Genomic DNA, 16,431 nt, shown 5'->3' with positions numbered 1-16,431 from the left:
TCCCCCTAAAATAATAAAATGATCAATAATAAACCAGTTAGGAATCCCAGACTTTTTATCATTTTTTCGTACTTTGCCTGTCGATCAATCGCATCGGCTTCTTCTCTTTCAAGATGTGTTAAAGTCAGTATGATTTGTTTTTGTTGGGAAAAGCGATCATGCCTGCCAAGGGTTTCCCCGAATTGTTTCATGATTTCAAATTCTCCCTGCTTTAAAGCTGTCGACTTCCAAACCTCTTTTAAGCTATTTTCCCAAGCCTCTTTTACTGTTGTGTCGGAATCGGTTAACTTTTTGGCAAAAGCTTCAAAAAACCATGAAAGGGGCTTTGAAAGCTGGGCTGCTAACCTTCTTGCCGCTTCATGTAACGGCGTATGACCATACATGATTTCAGCTTCAAGCGATTGTAAGGCTGACCTTAATTGTCTAAGCTGTTTGGGTCGTTCACTAAAGTGCCGTGAAGCCTCAAAACCTGTCCATGTGGTTGCGACAATAATAAATATGGCACCTATAATCTTGATCATTTATGTCACGCTCACTTTATGATTCATTTCTCTTCCATTCTTATCTAAAATCTGGGTTATCGTTCCTGGCCCTGCTTTCCTGCTTAAAACAACGAATCGCTCAAAAATTTGTTGATTTATAATTTCTTTTAACGACGGTCTATTCCTTATTTCTTCTATCCCGGTCCCATGTGTAGTCATAATGAGTTTAATTCCTGCATGAACAGCCTCTTGAATTGCCTCAGCATCTTCTTTTCTGCCAATCTCATCGACAATCAAAACATCAGGGCTCATTGACCGTATCATCATCATCATCCCCTCTGCTTTAGGGCATGCATCTAATACATCCAACCGATGTCCAAAGGTTAATTGGGGAACACCATTTACACATCCGGCAATTTCAGATCGCTCATCCACAATGCCGACCTTATTTGCTGGCATCCCCTTTTTCATGTTCCCCGTTGAAATGATTCTCGCGAAATCTCGCAAAAGTGTGGTTTTCCCTGTTTGCGGCGGTCCGATCACCATTGTATGCATCCAGCCGCCTTTAAAGATAAAAGGAATAATTGGTTCTGATATCCCAACTTTTTCTCTGGCAATCCGAATATTAAAGGAAGAAACATCCCGAATTGCTTTGACCTTACCCTCCTCGAGAATGACCTTGCCTGCAAGCCCAATCCGATGGCCTCCTGAAATGGTGATATAACCTCGCTTCAGTTCTTCCTCAAGCGTATAAATGGAGAATTGGCTTATTTTATTCATTAAATGGAAAGCATCTTCAGGCTGAATAATATAAGGTAAGAACCTTGGTGCTCCCTTTAGCGTTATCTCAATCGGTCGATTAATTCGGATTCGGATTTCTTCTAATTCTTCTTTTTGATTAGGAGGGATTTGTTCGATTAGGGCTGCAATATTTTTGGGCAAAAAATTAAAAATCGTTTCCACTAAGCTTCCTCCTTGTTGTTGCTTGTCTCATTAGTTAAAATGTATGCCTTTATTGACACAATATGACTTTCAATTCATTCAACTCTTTCAAAATATGTATTTATTCTATTTTTTTAAAATCATTACTAGAACCAAATGCAAAAAGAAAAATTGACCGAAACAGTAGATTTCTAGATTGGAACGTTTCTTTTGATAAACCGTATTTTATAGAAAGAAATAAGGATGGAGGGGGAAACAAAAAATGTATAGCAACCCATCACTCAGGCCTAACGGACTGCACTCCAGGGATCAACTCATCAAAGTAAGCGGTGAAGGGGAAATGGCGGTTCATCCTGACTCTGCTTCAGTAAATCTAGGAGTCATAACAGAGAAAAAAGAACTGATTTCAGCACAGCAACAAAATTCACTTGAAGTGACGAAGGTGATAAATTCACTTTTATCTCTGGGGATACCAAAGGAACATTTGCAAACATTTGATTACCGAATTGAATCAGATTACGATTTTGAACAAGGAAAACAAATTTTTAGAGGTTATAAAGTAACCCATATTTTGCAGGTGAAAATAGAAGATTTATCAATGATTGGAAGAATCGTAGATTCAGCGGTACAAAATGGAGTAAACTATGTTGCAAACGTTCAATTTACAGCTAAAAACAAAAATACCTTTTACCAACAAGCACTATCAATCGCATTAAATAATGCAGTTGAAAAAGCAAAAACAATCGCAAAAACGTTAAACGTCACGTTAATTCCAACTCCAACTTTGGTTATGGAGGGGGGCTATAACGTTCAGCCCTTTTATAATCAACCGGGAACATTCGTTAAAGGCATTACCTCGACTCAATTTGAACCTGGGCAGATTCTTGTCAAAGCGAGTGTTTCCGCAGAATTTCATTATCGAACAGTATAATAACATATAGAAAAAGGATTGAACCAATGGCTCAATCCTTTTTTCCGGCATCACATATCGTATTTTTTCGCAAAATTATATATTTGCATTTCAGTAAGCGGTCCATTATAGTGCTCTCTAATTACACCTTGCTTATCAATTACAAAGGTTTCCGGCTGTCCCGTTACATTAAACAATTTCGAAACTTTAGCATTGTAATCAAATAAATAGGTTGCAGGAGTATTATACTTTTTAAGAAATTGTTTTACCCGATCTTTCGTTTCGCCTCTGTTGATCATAATTAGCTTGTATTTATCACCATAATCTTTCCCGAATGACTCCAGTTCAGGTGCTTCATCCTGACATGGAGCACACCAGGTTGCATAATAATTTATCACAACCACTTGGCCTTTAAAATCCGAGAGCCTGGTATGACTGCCATCCAGGTTAGGGAGTTCAAAATTATAAGCTTTATCACCAACATCCGTATGTTTAGCCTTACTAACTAAACTATAGGCAAAAAAACTAAACATTCCGACCAATAGAACCGTCACGAGCAATCTAACAACTCGTATATTCATCTTAGTTCCTCCTGACACGTGAATAACAAGACCTATTAATCATCAACAGGCCTCTTTCGATTTTTTATTTTTCCAGTTGTTTTAAGAATTCAATTTCCTTTTTTAGCTTGGTATGACGCTTTCCAATGATTAATAGATATCCAAAAATCACTAACCAGGCAACTGAATAAGCTCCATAAACGTATCCCATCATAATCTCCTCCTATTTTTCCAAGCCTTCACGCAGTTTTTCTTTATATCGATCTACTTTAATTCTCATATTTTCAAAGGAAACTCCTTTTTGAAGGAAATAAGTATATAGCAGTGTTAATGCAATGATGGTCGCTAACAGTGCTACCATCATGTTCCCTTCAATTCCTCCACCCGTCTGGGAAACTCCTTTTCCAAATACGATAGGATGGAATTTAGTTTGCCACCAACGAATGGCAAAGAAGACGATTGGAACGTCAGCAAAGCCGAGAATTCCAAATACAGCTGCAAGTCTTGCCTTTTTATCCCAAACACCATCCATCTGACGAATCATGATATATGCCATATAAATGAACCAAAGGATAAGAGTAGTTATTAACCGAGGCTCCCATACCCACCATGTATTCCATGAGGATTTCGCCCAGATTGGACCTGTTGTTAATACAATAGTCGTAAAAACTACCCCTATTTCTGCAGACACAAAAGCATAGGTGTCAAAAATTCTTTTTCGTTTTACTAGATATAAAATACTAAAGATAAATGTTACAAAGAATGCTAAAAATGCACACCATGCAGAGCTTACATGAATGTAAAAGATTTTTTGGACAACACCCATCGTTTTTTCAATGTGTGCATACATAAAGATTAGATAAATTGCCGCCAATATTGCGACAACGGTCGCACCAAACAATATTTTTGTTTGTCTTGGGTCTTTTATTTGTCGGGATTCCAACATCCGCAACGCACCTTGGTCACGTTCAAGATTCATACTCATCTCCTAAACCTCCAGCACATATTCAATTAGTAAAAAACAAAGAACAAAGAAGATCACATCATATGCAGTGACCAATTGGACCCACGCCAATGCACTTGATAATTTTTCCATATTCATTAAAATAATCCTAGTCGCCTGTACAACACCAATTAAGATGGGACTTGTGATCGGAAATAGTAATAAGGGAAGGAGCATTTCACTGCTTTTAGAATTAGCGGCCAGGGCTGCTAAAAAGGTACCGATCCCAATAAACCCAAAACTCCCGATAAATAGTACTAAAATGAAATACTGAATACCACCGAGAACTTGGAAATTAAATAATAAGAATAAAAACGGTATCGAAACTATTTCAACTATTAATATCATCGCGAAATTCGCCAAAAACTTTCCTAAAAAGATGCTGGATGCATCCATAGGTGCTACCAATAACCCATGCATCGTATCATTTCGCTGCTCCGAGATAAATGAGCGATTTAGTCCTAAAATTCCCGAGAACACGATGATGACCCATATTACCCCGGGTATGACAGCTCTTGTTGTATTGTTAGCCGGATCAAAGGCAAAACTGAAAACCAATATGACCAGCCCTGCAAAAATAATCATCGTTACTAATATTTGTTTCGTCTTAAGCTCTGATAATAAATCTTTTTTAGCAAGTAAGAGGGCTGTTCTAAGCATTGTTATGATACTCCCTCCGTTAGTAGCTGATACTTTTCGGAAACAAAATTTAAATCCCGGTCTTTTATCTTAAAATCATCAACAATCTTTCCATTTTTCACAATAATGATTCGGTCACAGATTTCTGCAGCTTGTTTGAAATCATGAGTAACCATAAGGGTAGTTGTGCCTTTTTCCTTCATGGTGAGGATTACATTGTTTAGAATGGCAATCGCTCCTTGATCCAATCCCGTATGAGGTTCATCCAATAACAAAACTTCCGGTTCATGAATAATGGCGCGCGCAATGGCAATTCTTTGAATCATTCCACGCGAAAAATTCTTAACGGGTTCATTTAAAAAGAACGATAAGCCTACTTCTTTAACAAGCTCAATAGCACTTGTTTCAACATTATTAATTCCGTAAACATTTCCAAAGAAAACAAGGTTTTCCAGTGGAGAAAAATGATCATATAGCAAGCTGGAATGGGGTAAATAACCTACTATTTTTTTAATTTTCAGGTGCTCTTTTTTCAAATCCATGCCATTAATCTTTACTTGGCCGGATGTCGGTTTAATAAGGTTGGCAAGCACCTTCAAAAGAGTACTTTTCCCGGCACCGTTGGGTCCTAGTATGGCTACAGTTTCTCCTTTTGTAATCGAGAGGTCGACACCACGTAAAATTAACTTATTGTCTGCTTGTTTAATAAGTTTTTGTATTTCAATCATTTGCAGTCCCTTCCATCCCGGCTTTATTCGATAAATTTCCTTAAATTCAATTTCACTTGTACGAGATGCTGTTTATAAGCATCGAGCTTTGCATGATATTCAGCTTCCGAAAATTCACCATTCCCGAAAGTCTCTTCCAACTCGATGATTTTATCCATGATTGCTTTTTGCTTTGCCATAAGAAGTTTAAACGCTTTTTCTTCCTTGTCTGCTCCTATTCTTTCCTCTACCAACTTTGTTTTTCTTCTAAAGTAAGCATAATAAGAAATTCCCGCAATGATCATCACCAATAAAACAATCAAGAAAATATGCGGATTAAAGTTATGCAATGGCGATTGCTCCCACATCCGTATATGTCCCGGATTGTGAAAAGCCGGTGCTGATCTTGAAACAGAAGTACTCTTTGCACTATCGCCCGTGTTATCCGTTCTTTTCGTATTATTAGCGGAAGGCTGCTTGTCTTTGTTATAGTTAAGAGTAAACGGTTTGTTTACTTGAATACCTTCGACGCTATATTCCCAGTAGTTTTTATTGTCAAAATTGTAGAGTCCTTGATTGGAAGATACCACACCATTAAACTCTACACTCCCCATACCTTCAGGAACGAGTACCTGCATAATTTGGACAGGATAATCGAAATTTATATTAATAGCTTTACCCTTTGGTATTCGATAGGTGTATTGCAAACCAACGCTTTTATTTCCCGGAATAGGTTCTGTTGTAATAAACCCTGTATCGGTCTTTTTAAACGCTATTTTACTATCTAAAATAGAAAGGTTAGTAGCATCAGCAGGCAGGGATACCTTTAAAACTCCCTCTGTATTTCCGTCACCTTTATATTCTTCTGATCCTGTATTGGTATAGTCCGCCATAGTCGAAATATTGGTTGAACCATCCTCTGCTGTAGTAACAACCAAGTAATTCATATCAATTGTAATTTTTGAATTAGAAGCTGCTAATCCATTTAATGGGATTAGCAACATTAGTCCAAGGAAGAGAAGGGTGATTTTCCTGATCACTTTCCTTCCCCCTTTTTCTTCAAAAGCTCGCGCATTTGTTCTTCAATTTCCCGTTCCACATCTGCCAATAAATCTTTATCAACATGATCATCGACCATCTGCTCTTCTTCCTTCATAATAAGAGCCACTTGTGATTCATATTGATTCTTAAGACTTTTATAGTCAACATGGGATATTTTATCCATTTTGTACTCAAACTCTAATTCATTAAGGGTTGTTAAGAGAGCCTCTTTGGTCCCAACCAAATCTTGACCCTTCGCACTAAAATTTAAAAACGAATCCCACTTAAAAAAGGGTGTTAGGATAAGAAATAGGCACAAGAGCGCAAGAACAGCTGTAAAAACCATTGAAATGATTGAAATATCATGCATTTTGTTCACATCCTAAAGATACTTTTTACGTTCTTCATCGATCATCGAAGAAAGGATTTCGCTTTCTACCGCATCCTTGGAGATTTCATTGTCCATGGAAGTTTCATCTAATTCTTTTTTCTTCACCCATTTACGAATAACAAAGAACAATGAAGCAGCTGCAAGTCCTAATACTACAAAGGGCAGAATCCATGCAGTTAAGCTAAACCCGCTTTTTTCAGGAGCTGTCAAAATCTCTTCGCCATAAATATTGACATAGTAGTCACGGATTTTATCCTTATCCCATCCCTTATTCATCATCGAAACAAGGTCCTGTTTAAAAGTCTTCGTGAGGCTGCAAGTATTTGGGTCACATTCGTAATGATCCTGACCACAACCGCATGTACAATTAAATTGCGTAGCAACTGCTTTGAATTCCACAGATTTATAGTCAATTTGCTTAGCTTCTACGGGAAAGAAAGAAGCTTGAAAAATAAACGTGATTATGAGGAGTCCAAAATAAAATTTACTCTTCACGTCAAGACACCTCACTAAGAACTCCTGTGTATCTTGGAGTGATATTTTGATATTTTCCTTTCCATGCTGCAAAAAGGGCTCCGATTACAATCATGAATGAACCAATCCATAACCAGTCCATCATTGGATTTACTTTCACGACAAATGTTGCTTTTCCATCATTTTCCCAAGCACTCAACACAATGTATAAATCCTCTTTTAACGAAGAAATAATTGCTACCTCTGATGATGGCTCAGAATCTGCGTTCCCATAAAATATTTTTTTAGGTTCATAGGATCCAAGACGTTTACCATCTTTAAAAACGGTTACGCCAGCATAAACAATGTCATTTGTACCTTCTTTTTTCTGATCAAGTCGTTCATAATTAATCCGATATGCCCCAATATCAATTGATTGACCTAAACTAACCGTTTTCATTGTTTGCAGGTCATAGTTTTGTGAACCAATTATCCCCATTGTGATAAAGGCAATCCCAAGGTGGACTAAGTACCCGCCATAACGGCGGCGGTTTTTAACCATTAATCGGTACAATGCAATAAATGGGCTCTCACCGGTCATTTTTCTTCTTGCCTTTACACCTCTATAAAACTCTAAGAAATGAGTGATAAATAATAGAATAATAACTCCATAGCCAATTACAGCCCAAGCTTTTTGGATACCGAGAACAACCATTAACATCATACCTATGACTGCCAGGATAGCTGGGATTAAGAAGTTTTTCTTTAGATTTTTTAAGGTTGAGCGCTGCCAGGCCAGCATTGGACATACCGCCATGACAAACATCATCGATAAGAGTATCGGTGCTTCTACTGTATTAAAGAATGGGATGCCCACAGTTACTTTCGTCCCGCGTACAGCCTCAGAAACAAGCGGGAATATTGTACCCCAGAATACAGCAAATGCTGCTCCTACCAGTAAAAGATTGTTGATTAAAAAGCTGCTTTCTTTTGAAACAAACGACTGGAATTCTCCAGCGCTTCTTTTAAGAAGGTTATACCGGCTCATGAGAACATATAAAGAGCCAATCACCGCAACACCCATGAAAATTAAGAAGTATAATCCTAAATTCGAATTGGCAAATGCATGGACAGATGTAAGAACACCGCTTCGTACGAGGAATGTACCGAATAAGGTGAGTGCGTAAGAAACAATAATTAAGCTGATATTCCATATCTTCAACATATTTTTCCGTTCTTGTATCATAACGGAGTGCAAAAAAGCTGTAGCTGTTAACCAAGGCATAAAGGAAGCATTTTCAACCGGATCCCATGCCCAGTAGCCGCCCCATCCTAATTCCACATATGCCCACTGGGCACCAAAGATATTACCAAGACTTAAAAATAACCAAGCAACAATTGTCCAGCGTCTTGTCATTTTAATCCAAAAATCATCAACGTTTTTCAAGATTAGTGCCGCCATTGCAAAAGCAAATGGCACTGAAAGACCAACATATCCAAGATATAATGTGACCGGATGTATAATCATCCCGGGGTTTTGAAGCATTGGATTTAAGCCTCTGCCTTCAGCTGGAACACTGCTTAAAACGGCAAACGGTTTTGCCACAAAGCCAAGGATAAAGAAGAAGAAAACCGCATTAGCCAGAAGAATGGCTGAAATATACGGAACCATCGGATTTCCTTTCATTTTTCTTGAAAAAGCAACCATAATTGCATATAGCGTTAGGAAGAATGTCCATAATAGCAGTGATCCGGCATTTCCTGCCCATAGGGCTGTAAATTTATAAATAATTGGAAGTTCACTGCTTGTATAATCCGTTACATATTGGTATTGGAATTGAGATGTTGCTAAAAGATAAAACAATGAAAGCATCGCTAAGGCTGCACAAACAAATAGTGCAATCATTCCACCCTTGCCGCTGTTTACATACATTTGCTTCTTCGTACTGATCCCGAAAGTCATCACTAGGAGCGAATAAATTGCAACGGCTAAGCCTATATAAATCGTTGCGTTAGCAAATAAATACATTTCGTCACCTTCTTATAAATTGCCACTTAGTTTCCTTTTGGTAGCGTACTCGTCTTTTCTTTATGTGTTTTAGGGTTGTAGTTCTTCATATCTTTTACATCTTTACCTTCATATTTTGATGGACATCTGGTCTTCACTGATTCAGCTTTAAAGTGGTCCTTTGTTGTTGGTGATCCTTGCAAAATGGCAATAACCCCTTCCGAGAAATTATCCGGTTTTGGTCCGTTATAAACTGTATGTAAGACATTTCCCTCGCTGTCTTTTATATCAAATTTCAATTCTATTTTATCCGGATTCCATTTAATAGATTTCTCAATGATATTTCCTTCAACGGTAACAAAATCATTTTTATGTTGATCCTGAGTTGCGATTAACTGCTTCAAGGTTAATTCAATTCCACTTGATCCGGGAGTTGCTGCCATCAGCAAGAACACAATGGCTCCTGCAATAATAAAACCACAAAGCAAAACTATCGTATTTTTTTTCATAGCTTTCACCCCATTTATATTAATTTTTTCATTTCTTCTTCGTATGTTTCCTGATCAATCTTTCCTGTTAATAGCTTTTTGCGGAGTTCTTTCTTGTCTTCTGCATTAGCTGATTTATTTTCTTTTTTTGCGGTTTCCTTTTTTGGTTGATGTTTATTTGTTTTTTTAGCCTTGAATGGCAGCGGTTTTTTCCCTTTTAGCCCTAAGAAAACAAAGACACTGGCAATGATAATTGCGCTCCCGATAATTAAGGCACCGCCAATACTGATAATTGGACTTTTTGAATTAACGTTTGATGTTTGACTTTTTGAAGTCCCGTTTTTCACACCTGCATGTGTACTATCATTTGGCGGCTGTTGCTTATTAATGGCCTCCATTGTGGATTCTGTTCCATCCTTTTTGTAAGAAAAAGTGTAATAAAGGTTTTCCCCTTTCTTTACGTTTTGATATTGATAGTAATAAAGATCTTCCCCGTAATCACTTTTAGAGTTGTTCTGTGCTTTTGGCTCAAGCTGAATTTCTTTTGCATTCATCGGCGCATAAAAGATCACATTAAGTTGGTCGATCTCTGATTGGTTAGTAAACGAATATGTAAAGATTTTTTTATCTTTTACCTGAATTGAATTCACATAATATTCGATGACAAATTTATAGGTCTCGTTATTTTTAATGGTCTTAGCCGGTTTCCATGATACAATTCCCTTTTCTTTGTAAATATCGTAAGGTCTTTGAACTTCCGGTTTATCAGCTGACGGAAATTCAGCTACTAGATTAGCTTGAAAATCTTTTTCCTTTACAGGTATTGGAATTTCAATCTTCCCATTATAATCTTGACCGCTATTGTTTGTAATCGTTCCATAGAGCCCTACTAGCAAGGAAGGTGTGCCTTTCGGCCAATTTTCAGGATAATCAAACTCCGGCATAACTTGGATCTGCATTTCTTTAAACGGAAACTTTTCCGCCTGAAATGGAGTTTCAGCACTTGCTTTTTGAAAACATAAGCTTGATAAAAAAGATGCAATAATTAATAAAGCCAATAATTTCTTTTTAAGCATATTAATCCTCCTTGACTTGGAAAACTGCCACTAAAAATTACGATTTTTTACTATAGCCCTCTTTGAAATAAATATAATCGTTCTCTAACCCGTTAAGTTGATTCACTCTTGAACATTTTGTTAAAGAAGAAAAATCGTTGCGTTTTCGACAAAAAACCACCACAAAATGTACACATTTGATTATTTTGGTAGATTAATTGCAAAAAAATAGGGAATTAATATAAAAAAAATAAAACCTGTCCAATAAATGGATACAGGTTTTATTTTGATGCTTTTATTTTTTCGACGATGCCTATTTTTCCTGTAGTGAACGAATGTAGGAAACTATATCTGTTATATCATTCTTTTTTAACTGCCTTGCTCCATCAAGACCCTTTAATGACGGACCCATTCTTGTTGTGTCTTCCCGTCGAGCAGGTAAAGAAAAAATGGGACCAGCCCTGGCGAATCCGCAGTATTTACACTATACAACTGACTGGCAAATTTGGATTGGGGCTGCTAATCAGGTAATGGTTGATGTTTTTTAGCAAGTGTCCACTTTTCTTTTGCGGAGCTGCAGCCGGCTGCAATTCCTACTAAAAGAATGCCAAGAACAAAAGAAAAGCCATTCGTTTCAATTTTTGTTCACCCCTTCCTTTTATATTATTTCTAGTTCATTTTAGCAAAATCCGATTTGTGAAAAGGCTACTAATTTTTACTATTTAGTGAAGTTTTAAAGCTAGTAAAAGTAAAAAAGGGTGTCCGCTAATAAAAGATGAACAAACAAAAAAACCTTAGTCCCATTTAAGCGGACTAAGGTTTTTACAAATATTATGCACGTGATACGTAAGAAGCTTCAGTTGTATTTATGATCAACTTGTCACCTTGGTTAATGAAGAAAGGAACTTGAACAATTAACCCGGTTTCAAGTGTTGCAGGTTTTGTACCGCCTGATGCTGTGTCACCTTTAATTCCAGGCTCGGTTTCAGTGACTTCAAGCTCAACAGTGTTTGGTAATTCCACTCCAAGGGTCTCATGGTTATACATCATAATATGAACTTCCATGTTTTCCTTTAAAAATTTCAATTCATATTCAATGCTTGTTGCAGGAAGTTCAACTTGCTCGTAGGATTCCATATCCATAAACACGTGAGCATCGCCGCTTGCATAAAGATATTGCATTTTGCGGTTATCAATTTGTGCCTTTTCTACTTTCTCTCCTGCACGGAAGGTTTTTTCTTGAATTGCTCCATTCCGAAGATTACGAAGCTTTGAACGGACAAATGCCGCACCCTTTCCCGGTTTAACGTGTTGGAAATCCATAACGCGCCATAAGCTTCCATCCACTTCAATAGTTAATCCTGTACGGAAATCATTAACAGAAATCATTCATTTATCCTCCTATGTCTATTACAAAATAATAAGTTCTTTTGTTGAATGAGTAAGAGCCTCGTTAAGATCCTTAGTTATAAGTGTATCATCTTCTATCCGAACTCCGCCGAGACCGGGGATATAAATACCTGGCTCACAGGTTACAATCATTCCAGGTTCTAATACCAGATCCGATTTCAATGAAAGCGCGGGACCTTCATGAACTTCCAATCCAATTCCATGACCAGTAGAGTGTCCAAAGTATTCACCATAACCTTTTTCAGTTATGTAGTCTCTTGTTAACGCATCTGCTTCCTTACCTGTCATTCCCGGTTTAATACCATCCATGCCTCTTAGCTGAGCTTCAAGGACAATTTCATAAATTTCCTTCAGCTTAGCATCAGGTTCTCCAACCGCAATAGTCCTGGTAATATCGGAAACATACCCCTTGTAGTACGCACCGTAATCGAGCGTGACGAAATCCCCGGCTTCGATTATTTTTTCACTTGCGACACCATGGGGCAGTGCAGAGCGATGACCGGATGCAACAATCGTATCAAAAGATGAAGATATTGCTCCTGCTCTTCTCATAAAGAACTCCAGTTCATTCGAAACCTCAAGCTCAGTCTTTCCGGGACGAATGAAGTCTAAAATATGTTTAAATGCAGCATCGGCAATATCCGCTGCTTCCTTTAATATCTTAATCTCTGCATCAGTCTTAATCAAGCGTAACTTTTCGATCACACCTGAAATTGGTACAAGACCCGCTTCAACTTCTTTCTCATAGGTCTTGAATGAGGAGAATGTTAAATAATCTTCTTCAAAGCCGAGTTTTTGAATCCCGAGGTTTTTTGCTTGCTTTGCAACTTCTTCAGGGATTGTACCGGAAATCTTTACAATTTCGTACCCTTGGCATTGCTTTGAGGCTTGTTCTATGTAGCGAAAATCTGTGATAAATTGTGCTTTGTCTGTACTAATTAACACAACTCCTGATGTGCCCGTAAAATTTGTCATGTACCGGCGATTATATGGACTAGTAATAAGGATACCGTCTATTCCAAGTGTTGAAAAGGCAGCTCTTAATCTTTCTAATTTACTCATTCGTTTCCACTCTCCTTTATCAAATCCAATGGGACCAAAAATATTTTATCACAACACAACGGTTACGACTATTGTTGGAATTAAGTTGCAGCTTCTTTATCTTCAACTTTATTATTTTGATACTCATAATTTATGGAATAACCAATGAAAATTCCATATACGATATATAAACAAATAGAAGTGATAATGGTATCCGGGCTTAGATTGAAAAACGGTTTTATCCCCGGTAAGAACAGGTTCAATACAAAGAACACGAGGAGGAATAAAACAATACCGAATCCAAGCCCAAACCATATTCCCTTAAACTTTTTAAGGACAGCATAATAAATATATGCCGCAGGTACTGAAAAAATCCCCATTATCAATATTGATATCACTGTACCCAGCCATCCATTTTTCCAATTTCCCAGAGCAAACGGTTCAAGAATAACATTGGGAGATATATCGGTAAAATTAAGGTAGTAGGCAAAAAAGCCCAAGGTTCCCCAAAAAAGTCCACCAAATAAACCTGTCCAAAACACCATAGCTACAAAAGACATCGGTTTTGGATAATCTGTTTTTATTTGCTCGTTACTCATGTATGTACCTCCTAAAAATTAAACCATATGAAATCCACTTTTATTATGCCCTTAAGGTTACATTTCACTTGCAAGAAAAAAATTTAACCAATAAAAATTGGAAAGATTATGTCATTCCTAGAGGTTTTTTCGTATTTCGAGTAGAATAAAATTAGGTACATACAGATTTATCTTTTCTGCTGATGTGCAACTTTGTAATAGGTTGGTGTTAACTTACATGTCTAATTCTCAAAAACCCGTTTATGGCGGCCAGGCGGTCGTCGAAGGAGTAATGTTTGGCGGAAAACATCATTATGTGACCGCGATTCGAAGAAAGGATCGTTCTGTTGATTACTTACATTTGCCCCGCAAAGCAAATCCATATTTTTCAACACTGAAAAAAATACCTTTCCTACGTGGGATAATTGCCATAATAGAAGCCAGTGCAAACGGCTCTAAGCATTTAAACTTCTCCACTGAGAGATTTGATGTTGATCCAAAAGAAGATCATACACTGAAGGAAAAAGAAGTCTCAAAGCTTACTATGTACCTCGGGGTAGCAACAATTGGTGTGATTTCATTTTTATTCGGGAAATTCGCTTTCACTTTAATTCCTGTCTTCTTAGCAGTATTAACAAAACCGATTTTTCCATCAGATTTTGCTCAAGTATTAGTGGAAGGCTTTTTTAAGCTTATCCTACTTCTATGTTATATATATTTTGTATCTCTGACACCTCTGATAAAAAGAGTATTTCAATATCATGGTGCCGAGCACAAAGTTATCAATACCTTTGAAGACGGAGCGGAATTGACCGTTGAAAATGTTCAGGCACATTCCCGGCTTCATTACCGATGCGGCAGCAGTTTCATCCTTTTTACAGTCGTAGTTGGTGTTTTTGTTTATTTACTTGTCCCTACGTCACCATTGTGGCTTCGAATTGTTGACCGTTTGCTGTTAATACCGGTTGTTTTAGGTATCGCCTTTGAAGTCTTACAGGTTACTAACAAGCTGAGGGATATCCCAGTTTTAAAGTATTTAGGTCTACCGGGTCTATGGTTACAACTCTTAACAACAAAAGAACCGACTAATGATCAAGTTGAGGTAGCAATTCTTTCCTTTAAAGAGTTGTTAAAAATGGAAAAGGAAACAGAAGATCAAATAGAAGCGGAAGAAATTGTCTAATCTTTATCATATAAATGTTTAAAAGATTTTAAAAATGCTTAAGATGCTCTTAAGGAGGTGGCTTTCTTGAAGAATCGGACATCTTTTATTATTATAGGAGGACTTATCATCCTTGCTTTATTGGGCGTTTACGGATCAATTACCGCTAATCCTGCCGGTTTTATTCAGGGAATAGCTGTCATCGCATTGATCGGTTTAGTTATTTATTTTCTTGTTCGGAGGTTTTCAGCCTCGAGCCCCCAGAAAAAAGAGCAGCGGGCATTTCTTAAAGCAGCTAAACAGTCAAAAAAACGCTTGCAGCTAAAAAGTGGAGACTCACATGTTAAGAGCTCTTCTCTTGGGACATTGACATCTTTAAAGAAAAACACCAAGACAAAAAAGAAATCTCCTGCTCATTTAACTGTTATCGACGGAAAGAAGGCGAAAAAGAAAAATCGAGCGTCGTTTTAAGCGCTCGATTTTTTTAATAGCCCCAGGTTTTTAAAAACTGTTTTGCATGTTCTTTACCTAAATCAAACAATTGGCGCTTCTTTTCTTCTGTTAAATGATACTCGATTGATAACACTCCTTCAACCGGAATGAAGATAATATTTTTTGCATGCTTTTTGGAAATATACCTTGAATCATGTGCATCCTTCATTGTTTCAAATAATGCTCCAAACAATTGAATGGCATTTTGTATTTTATGCTTTTTATGTTCGTACTCACTCGTGCTTAATTTGATGCCAAGGACAGGCCTAATTTTTTGGACCTGATCCTGATCAAAAAGCCACATTGGAAAATTACTGAGCACCCCTCCATCTACAAGAACGTCTATCCCATCCATTGACCTCATTTTAACCGGTTCAAAAAAGTAAGGGATACTACAGCTTATTCTAATTGCTTTGGCAACGGAAAAGGAGCCTGGTGGTATTCCGTATTTTTCCAGGTCGTCTGGGAGAACGATTAACTGTCCATTAGATAAATCTGAGGCAATCACCCTAAGTGATTGTGACGGCATATCTGCAAAGGTCCTTATCCCTTTAGCTTCCAGCTTTTCCTTTATCCATTTTTCAAGTTCATTTCCTTTATATAGCCCTAGCTTCCAATAAAGAAACAACCATTTAGCAAATGGAAAAGGAATAAATGATTTCCTGGCATCGAGTATTTTTGAGATGTCTAATTCATCTAGTAATTGATAAATTTCTTTACTGGTGTAGCCGGCGGCAATTAATGCTGCAAAAATGGAGCCGGCGCTTGTTCCGGCAACCCTCACAAATTGCAAACCTCTCTTTTCAATTTCTTCGTAGGCTCCAATTAGGGCAAAACCTTTAATGCCCCCTCCAGAAAAAACACCGTCTATTTTCATGGCAGCCACTCCCAAAGATGTATTCATTTTTACATCTTTAAGCGGCTATTAGGAAAAATAGTACGTTGGACAAATAGAAAATCCAAATTAAATTTTCATGTGACATATTAGACTGTCCCTTATGCAAATATTCGTAAACATTTCCGCTGTTGTATCTTCTAAAACCATCGTTTTTTTTGGCACAAATTGCTT

At 37.4% G+C, this 16,431-nt stretch carries 20 protein-coding genes; 3 read left to right on the top strand and 17 right to left on the bottom strand.

Annotated elements, in window-relative coordinates; genetic code table 11:
* Nucleotides 1-5: 5 nt before the first annotated feature.
* Both spoIIIAB and spoIIIAA read right to left on the bottom strand, forming a co-directional pair.
* Nucleotides 6-521, bottom strand: a complete 516-nt coding sequence (gene spoIIIAB / locus J2S10_RS02380) for a stage III sporulation protein SpoIIIAB (protein ID WP_307404117.1) — start codon at nucleotides 519-521, stop codon at nucleotides 6-8.
* Nucleotides 522-1,445, bottom strand: a complete 924-nt coding sequence (gene spoIIIAA / locus J2S10_RS02375) for a stage III sporulation protein AA (RefSeq protein WP_307404116.1) — start codon at nucleotides 1,443-1,445, stop codon at nucleotides 522-524.
* 241 nt (nucleotides 1,446-1,686) lie between these two features.
* Between spoIIIAA and J2S10_RS02370 the strand changes: the two genes are divergently transcribed.
* Nucleotides 1,687-2,355 carry an SIMPL domain-containing protein gene (locus tag J2S10_RS02370; protein ID WP_307404115.1) on the top strand — a complete coding sequence of 223 codons (669 nt, stop codon included), beginning with the start codon at nucleotides 1,687-1,689 and terminating at the stop codon, nucleotides 2,353-2,355.
* Nucleotides 2,356-2,405: 50 nt separating this feature from the next.
* Here J2S10_RS02370 and J2S10_RS02365 read toward each other — a convergent pair whose 3' ends face one another.
* The 14 genes from J2S10_RS02365 to J2S10_RS02300 form a co-directional block, all read right to left on the bottom strand.
* Nucleotides 2,406-2,915: a TlpA family protein disulfide reductase gene (locus J2S10_RS02365; RefSeq protein ID WP_307404114.1), complete on the bottom strand. Its 510-nt coding sequence runs from the start codon at nucleotides 2,913-2,915 to the stop codon at nucleotides 2,406-2,408.
* 64 nt (nucleotides 2,916-2,979) lie between these two features.
* Nucleotides 2,980-3,108: a CcmD family protein gene (locus J2S10_RS02360; protein ID WP_307404113.1), complete on the bottom strand. Its 129-nt coding sequence runs from the start codon at nucleotides 3,106-3,108 to the stop codon at nucleotides 2,980-2,982.
* Between the two features lie 9 nt (nucleotides 3,109-3,117).
* The gene (locus tag J2S10_RS02355; protein ID WP_307404112.1) at nucleotides 3,118-3,879 is read right to left on the bottom strand and encodes a cytochrome c biogenesis protein; all 762 of its coding nucleotides are present in this window, start codon (nucleotides 3,877-3,879) and stop codon (nucleotides 3,118-3,120) included.
* 3 nt (nucleotides 3,880-3,882) lie between these two features.
* Entirely contained in the window at nucleotides 3,883-4,557 is a 675-nt protein-coding gene (locus J2S10_RS02350) for a heme exporter protein CcmB (RefSeq protein ID WP_307404111.1), read from the bottom strand.
* Between the two features lie 2 nt (nucleotides 4,558-4,559).
* Nucleotides 4,560-5,264 carry a heme ABC exporter ATP-binding protein CcmA gene (gene ccmA / locus J2S10_RS02345; protein ID WP_307404110.1) on the bottom strand — a complete coding sequence of 235 codons (705 nt, stop codon included), beginning with the start codon at nucleotides 5,262-5,264 and terminating at the stop codon, nucleotides 4,560-4,562.
* A gap of 23 nt (nucleotides 5,265-5,287) precedes the next feature.
* Nucleotides 5,288-6,283: a hypothetical protein gene (locus J2S10_RS02340; RefSeq protein WP_307404109.1), complete on the bottom strand. Its 996-nt coding sequence runs from the start codon at nucleotides 6,281-6,283 to the stop codon at nucleotides 5,288-5,290.
* On the bottom strand, nucleotides 6,280-6,654 hold the full coding sequence (locus J2S10_RS02335; protein WP_307404108.1) for a hypothetical protein: 375 nt from the start codon (nucleotides 6,652-6,654) through the stop codon (nucleotides 6,280-6,282). Before J2S10_RS02335 ends, J2S10_RS02340 begins: the two co-directional genes overlap by 4 nt.
* Before the next feature lie 12 nt (nucleotides 6,655-6,666).
* Nucleotides 6,667-7,170 carry a cytochrome c-type biogenesis protein gene (locus J2S10_RS02330; protein WP_307404107.1) on the bottom strand — a complete coding sequence of 168 codons (504 nt, stop codon included), beginning with the start codon at nucleotides 7,168-7,170 and terminating at the stop codon, nucleotides 6,667-6,669.
* Between the two features lies 1 nt (nucleotide 7,171).
* Nucleotides 7,172-9,157, bottom strand: coding sequence for a heme lyase CcmF/NrfE family subunit (locus J2S10_RS02325; RefSeq protein ID WP_307404106.1), 1,986 nt, complete (start codon nucleotides 9,155-9,157; stop codon nucleotides 7,172-7,174).
* A 26-nt stretch (nucleotides 9,158-9,183) separates the two neighbouring features.
* A complete protein-coding gene (locus J2S10_RS02320; RefSeq protein ID WP_307404105.1) occupies nucleotides 9,184-9,645 on the bottom strand; it encodes a cytochrome c maturation protein CcmE in 462 nt (153 codons plus the stop codon).
* 14 nt (nucleotides 9,646-9,659) lie between these two features.
* Nucleotides 9,660-10,700 (bottom strand): hypothetical protein, encoded by a 1,041-nt coding sequence (locus J2S10_RS02315; RefSeq protein ID WP_307404104.1) that lies wholly within the window; start codon nucleotides 10,698-10,700, stop codon nucleotides 9,660-9,662.
* A gap of 810 nt (nucleotides 10,701-11,510) precedes the next feature.
* Entirely contained in the window at nucleotides 11,511-12,068 is a 558-nt protein-coding gene (efp, locus tag J2S10_RS02310) for an elongation factor P (RefSeq protein WP_307404103.1), read from the bottom strand.
* Between the two features lie 21 nt (nucleotides 12,069-12,089).
* The gene (locus tag J2S10_RS02305; RefSeq protein WP_307404102.1) at nucleotides 12,090-13,151 is read right to left on the bottom strand and encodes a M24 family metallopeptidase; all 1,062 of its coding nucleotides are present in this window, start codon (nucleotides 13,149-13,151) and stop codon (nucleotides 12,090-12,092) included.
* 80 nt (nucleotides 13,152-13,231) lie between these two features.
* The gene (locus J2S10_RS02300; protein ID WP_307404101.1) at nucleotides 13,232-13,729 is read right to left on the bottom strand and encodes a YqhR family membrane protein; all 498 of its coding nucleotides are present in this window, start codon (nucleotides 13,727-13,729) and stop codon (nucleotides 13,232-13,234) included.
* Between the two features lie 217 nt (nucleotides 13,730-13,946).
* Between J2S10_RS02300 and J2S10_RS02295 the strand changes: the two genes are divergently transcribed.
* A complete protein-coding gene (locus J2S10_RS02295) occupies nucleotides 13,947-14,891 on the top strand; it encodes a DUF1385 domain-containing protein (RefSeq protein WP_307404100.1) in 945 nt (314 codons plus the stop codon).
* Between the two features lie 57 nt (nucleotides 14,892-14,948).
* Entirely contained in the window at nucleotides 14,949-15,341 is a 393-nt protein-coding gene (locus J2S10_RS02290; protein WP_307404099.1) for an SA1362 family protein, read from the top strand.
* Nucleotides 15,342-15,354: 13 nt separating this feature from the next.
* Here the strand turns inward: J2S10_RS02290 and J2S10_RS02285 are convergent, their stop codons facing one another.
* A complete protein-coding gene (locus J2S10_RS02285) occupies nucleotides 15,355-16,239 on the bottom strand; it encodes a patatin-like phospholipase family protein (RefSeq protein WP_307405120.1) in 885 nt (294 codons plus the stop codon).
* Nucleotides 16,240-16,431: the final 192 nt, after the last annotated feature.

This window comes from Neobacillus ginsengisoli, assembly GCF_030813055.1.
This window is presented reverse-complemented; position numbering and strand designations above follow the sequence as displayed.

What these genes read in the sequence shown, in the direction of transcription:
- J2S10_RS02335 (WP_307404108.1), bottom strand. Translation starts at nt 6,654, where the DNA reads ATGCATGATATTTCAATCATTTCAATGGTTTTTACAGCTGTTCTTGCG.
- J2S10_RS02300 (WP_307404101.1), bottom strand. Translation starts at nt 13,729, where the DNA reads ATGAGTAACGAGCAAATAAAAACAGATTATCCAAAACCGATGTCTTTT.
- J2S10_RS02295 (WP_307404100.1), top strand. Translation starts at nt 13,947, where the DNA reads ATGTCTAATTCTCAAAAACCCGTTTATGGCGGCCAGGCGGTCGTCGAA.
- efp (WP_307404103.1), bottom strand. Translation starts at nt 12,068, where the DNA reads ATGATTTCTGTTAATGATTTCCGTACAGGATTAACTATTGAAGTGGAT.
- J2S10_RS02315 (WP_307404104.1), bottom strand. Translation starts at nt 10,700, where the DNA reads ATGCTTAAAAAGAAATTATTGGCTTTATTAATTATTGCATCTTTTTTA.
- spoIIIAB (WP_307404117.1), bottom strand. Translation starts at nt 521, where the DNA reads ATGATCAAGATTATAGGTGCCATATTTATTATTGTCGCAACCACATGG.
- ccmA (WP_307404110.1), bottom strand. Translation starts at nt 5,264, where the DNA reads ATGATTGAAATACAAAAACTTATTAAACAAGCAGACAATAAGTTAATT.
- J2S10_RS02360 (WP_307404113.1), bottom strand. Translation starts at nt 3,108, where the DNA reads ATGATGGGATACGTTTATGGAGCTTATTCAGTTGCCTGGTTAGTGATT.
- J2S10_RS02355 (WP_307404112.1), bottom strand. Translation starts at nt 3,879, where the DNA reads ATGAGTATGAATCTTGAACGTGACCAAGGTGCGTTGCGGATGTTGGAA.
- J2S10_RS02325 (WP_307404106.1), bottom strand. Translation starts at nt 9,157, where the DNA reads ATGTATTTATTTGCTAACGCAACGATTTATATAGGCTTAGCCGTTGCA.
- J2S10_RS02285 (WP_307405120.1), bottom strand. Translation starts at nt 16,239, where the DNA reads ATGAAAATAGACGGTGTTTTTTCTGGAGGGGGCATTAAAGGTTTTGCC.
- J2S10_RS02370 (WP_307404115.1), top strand. Translation starts at nt 1,687, where the DNA reads ATGTATAGCAACCCATCACTCAGGCCTAACGGACTGCACTCCAGGGAT.
- J2S10_RS02305 (WP_307404102.1), bottom strand. Translation starts at nt 13,151, where the DNA reads ATGAGTAAATTAGAAAGATTAAGAGCTGCCTTTTCAACACTTGGAATA.
- J2S10_RS02320 (WP_307404105.1), bottom strand. Translation starts at nt 9,645, where the DNA reads ATGAAAAAAAATACGATAGTTTTGCTTTGTGGTTTTATTATTGCAGGA.
- J2S10_RS02365 (WP_307404114.1), bottom strand. Translation starts at nt 2,915, where the DNA reads ATGAATATACGAGTTGTTAGATTGCTCGTGACGGTTCTATTGGTCGGA.
- J2S10_RS02350 (WP_307404111.1), bottom strand. Translation starts at nt 4,557, where the DNA reads ATGCTTAGAACAGCCCTCTTACTTGCTAAAAAAGATTTATTATCAGAG.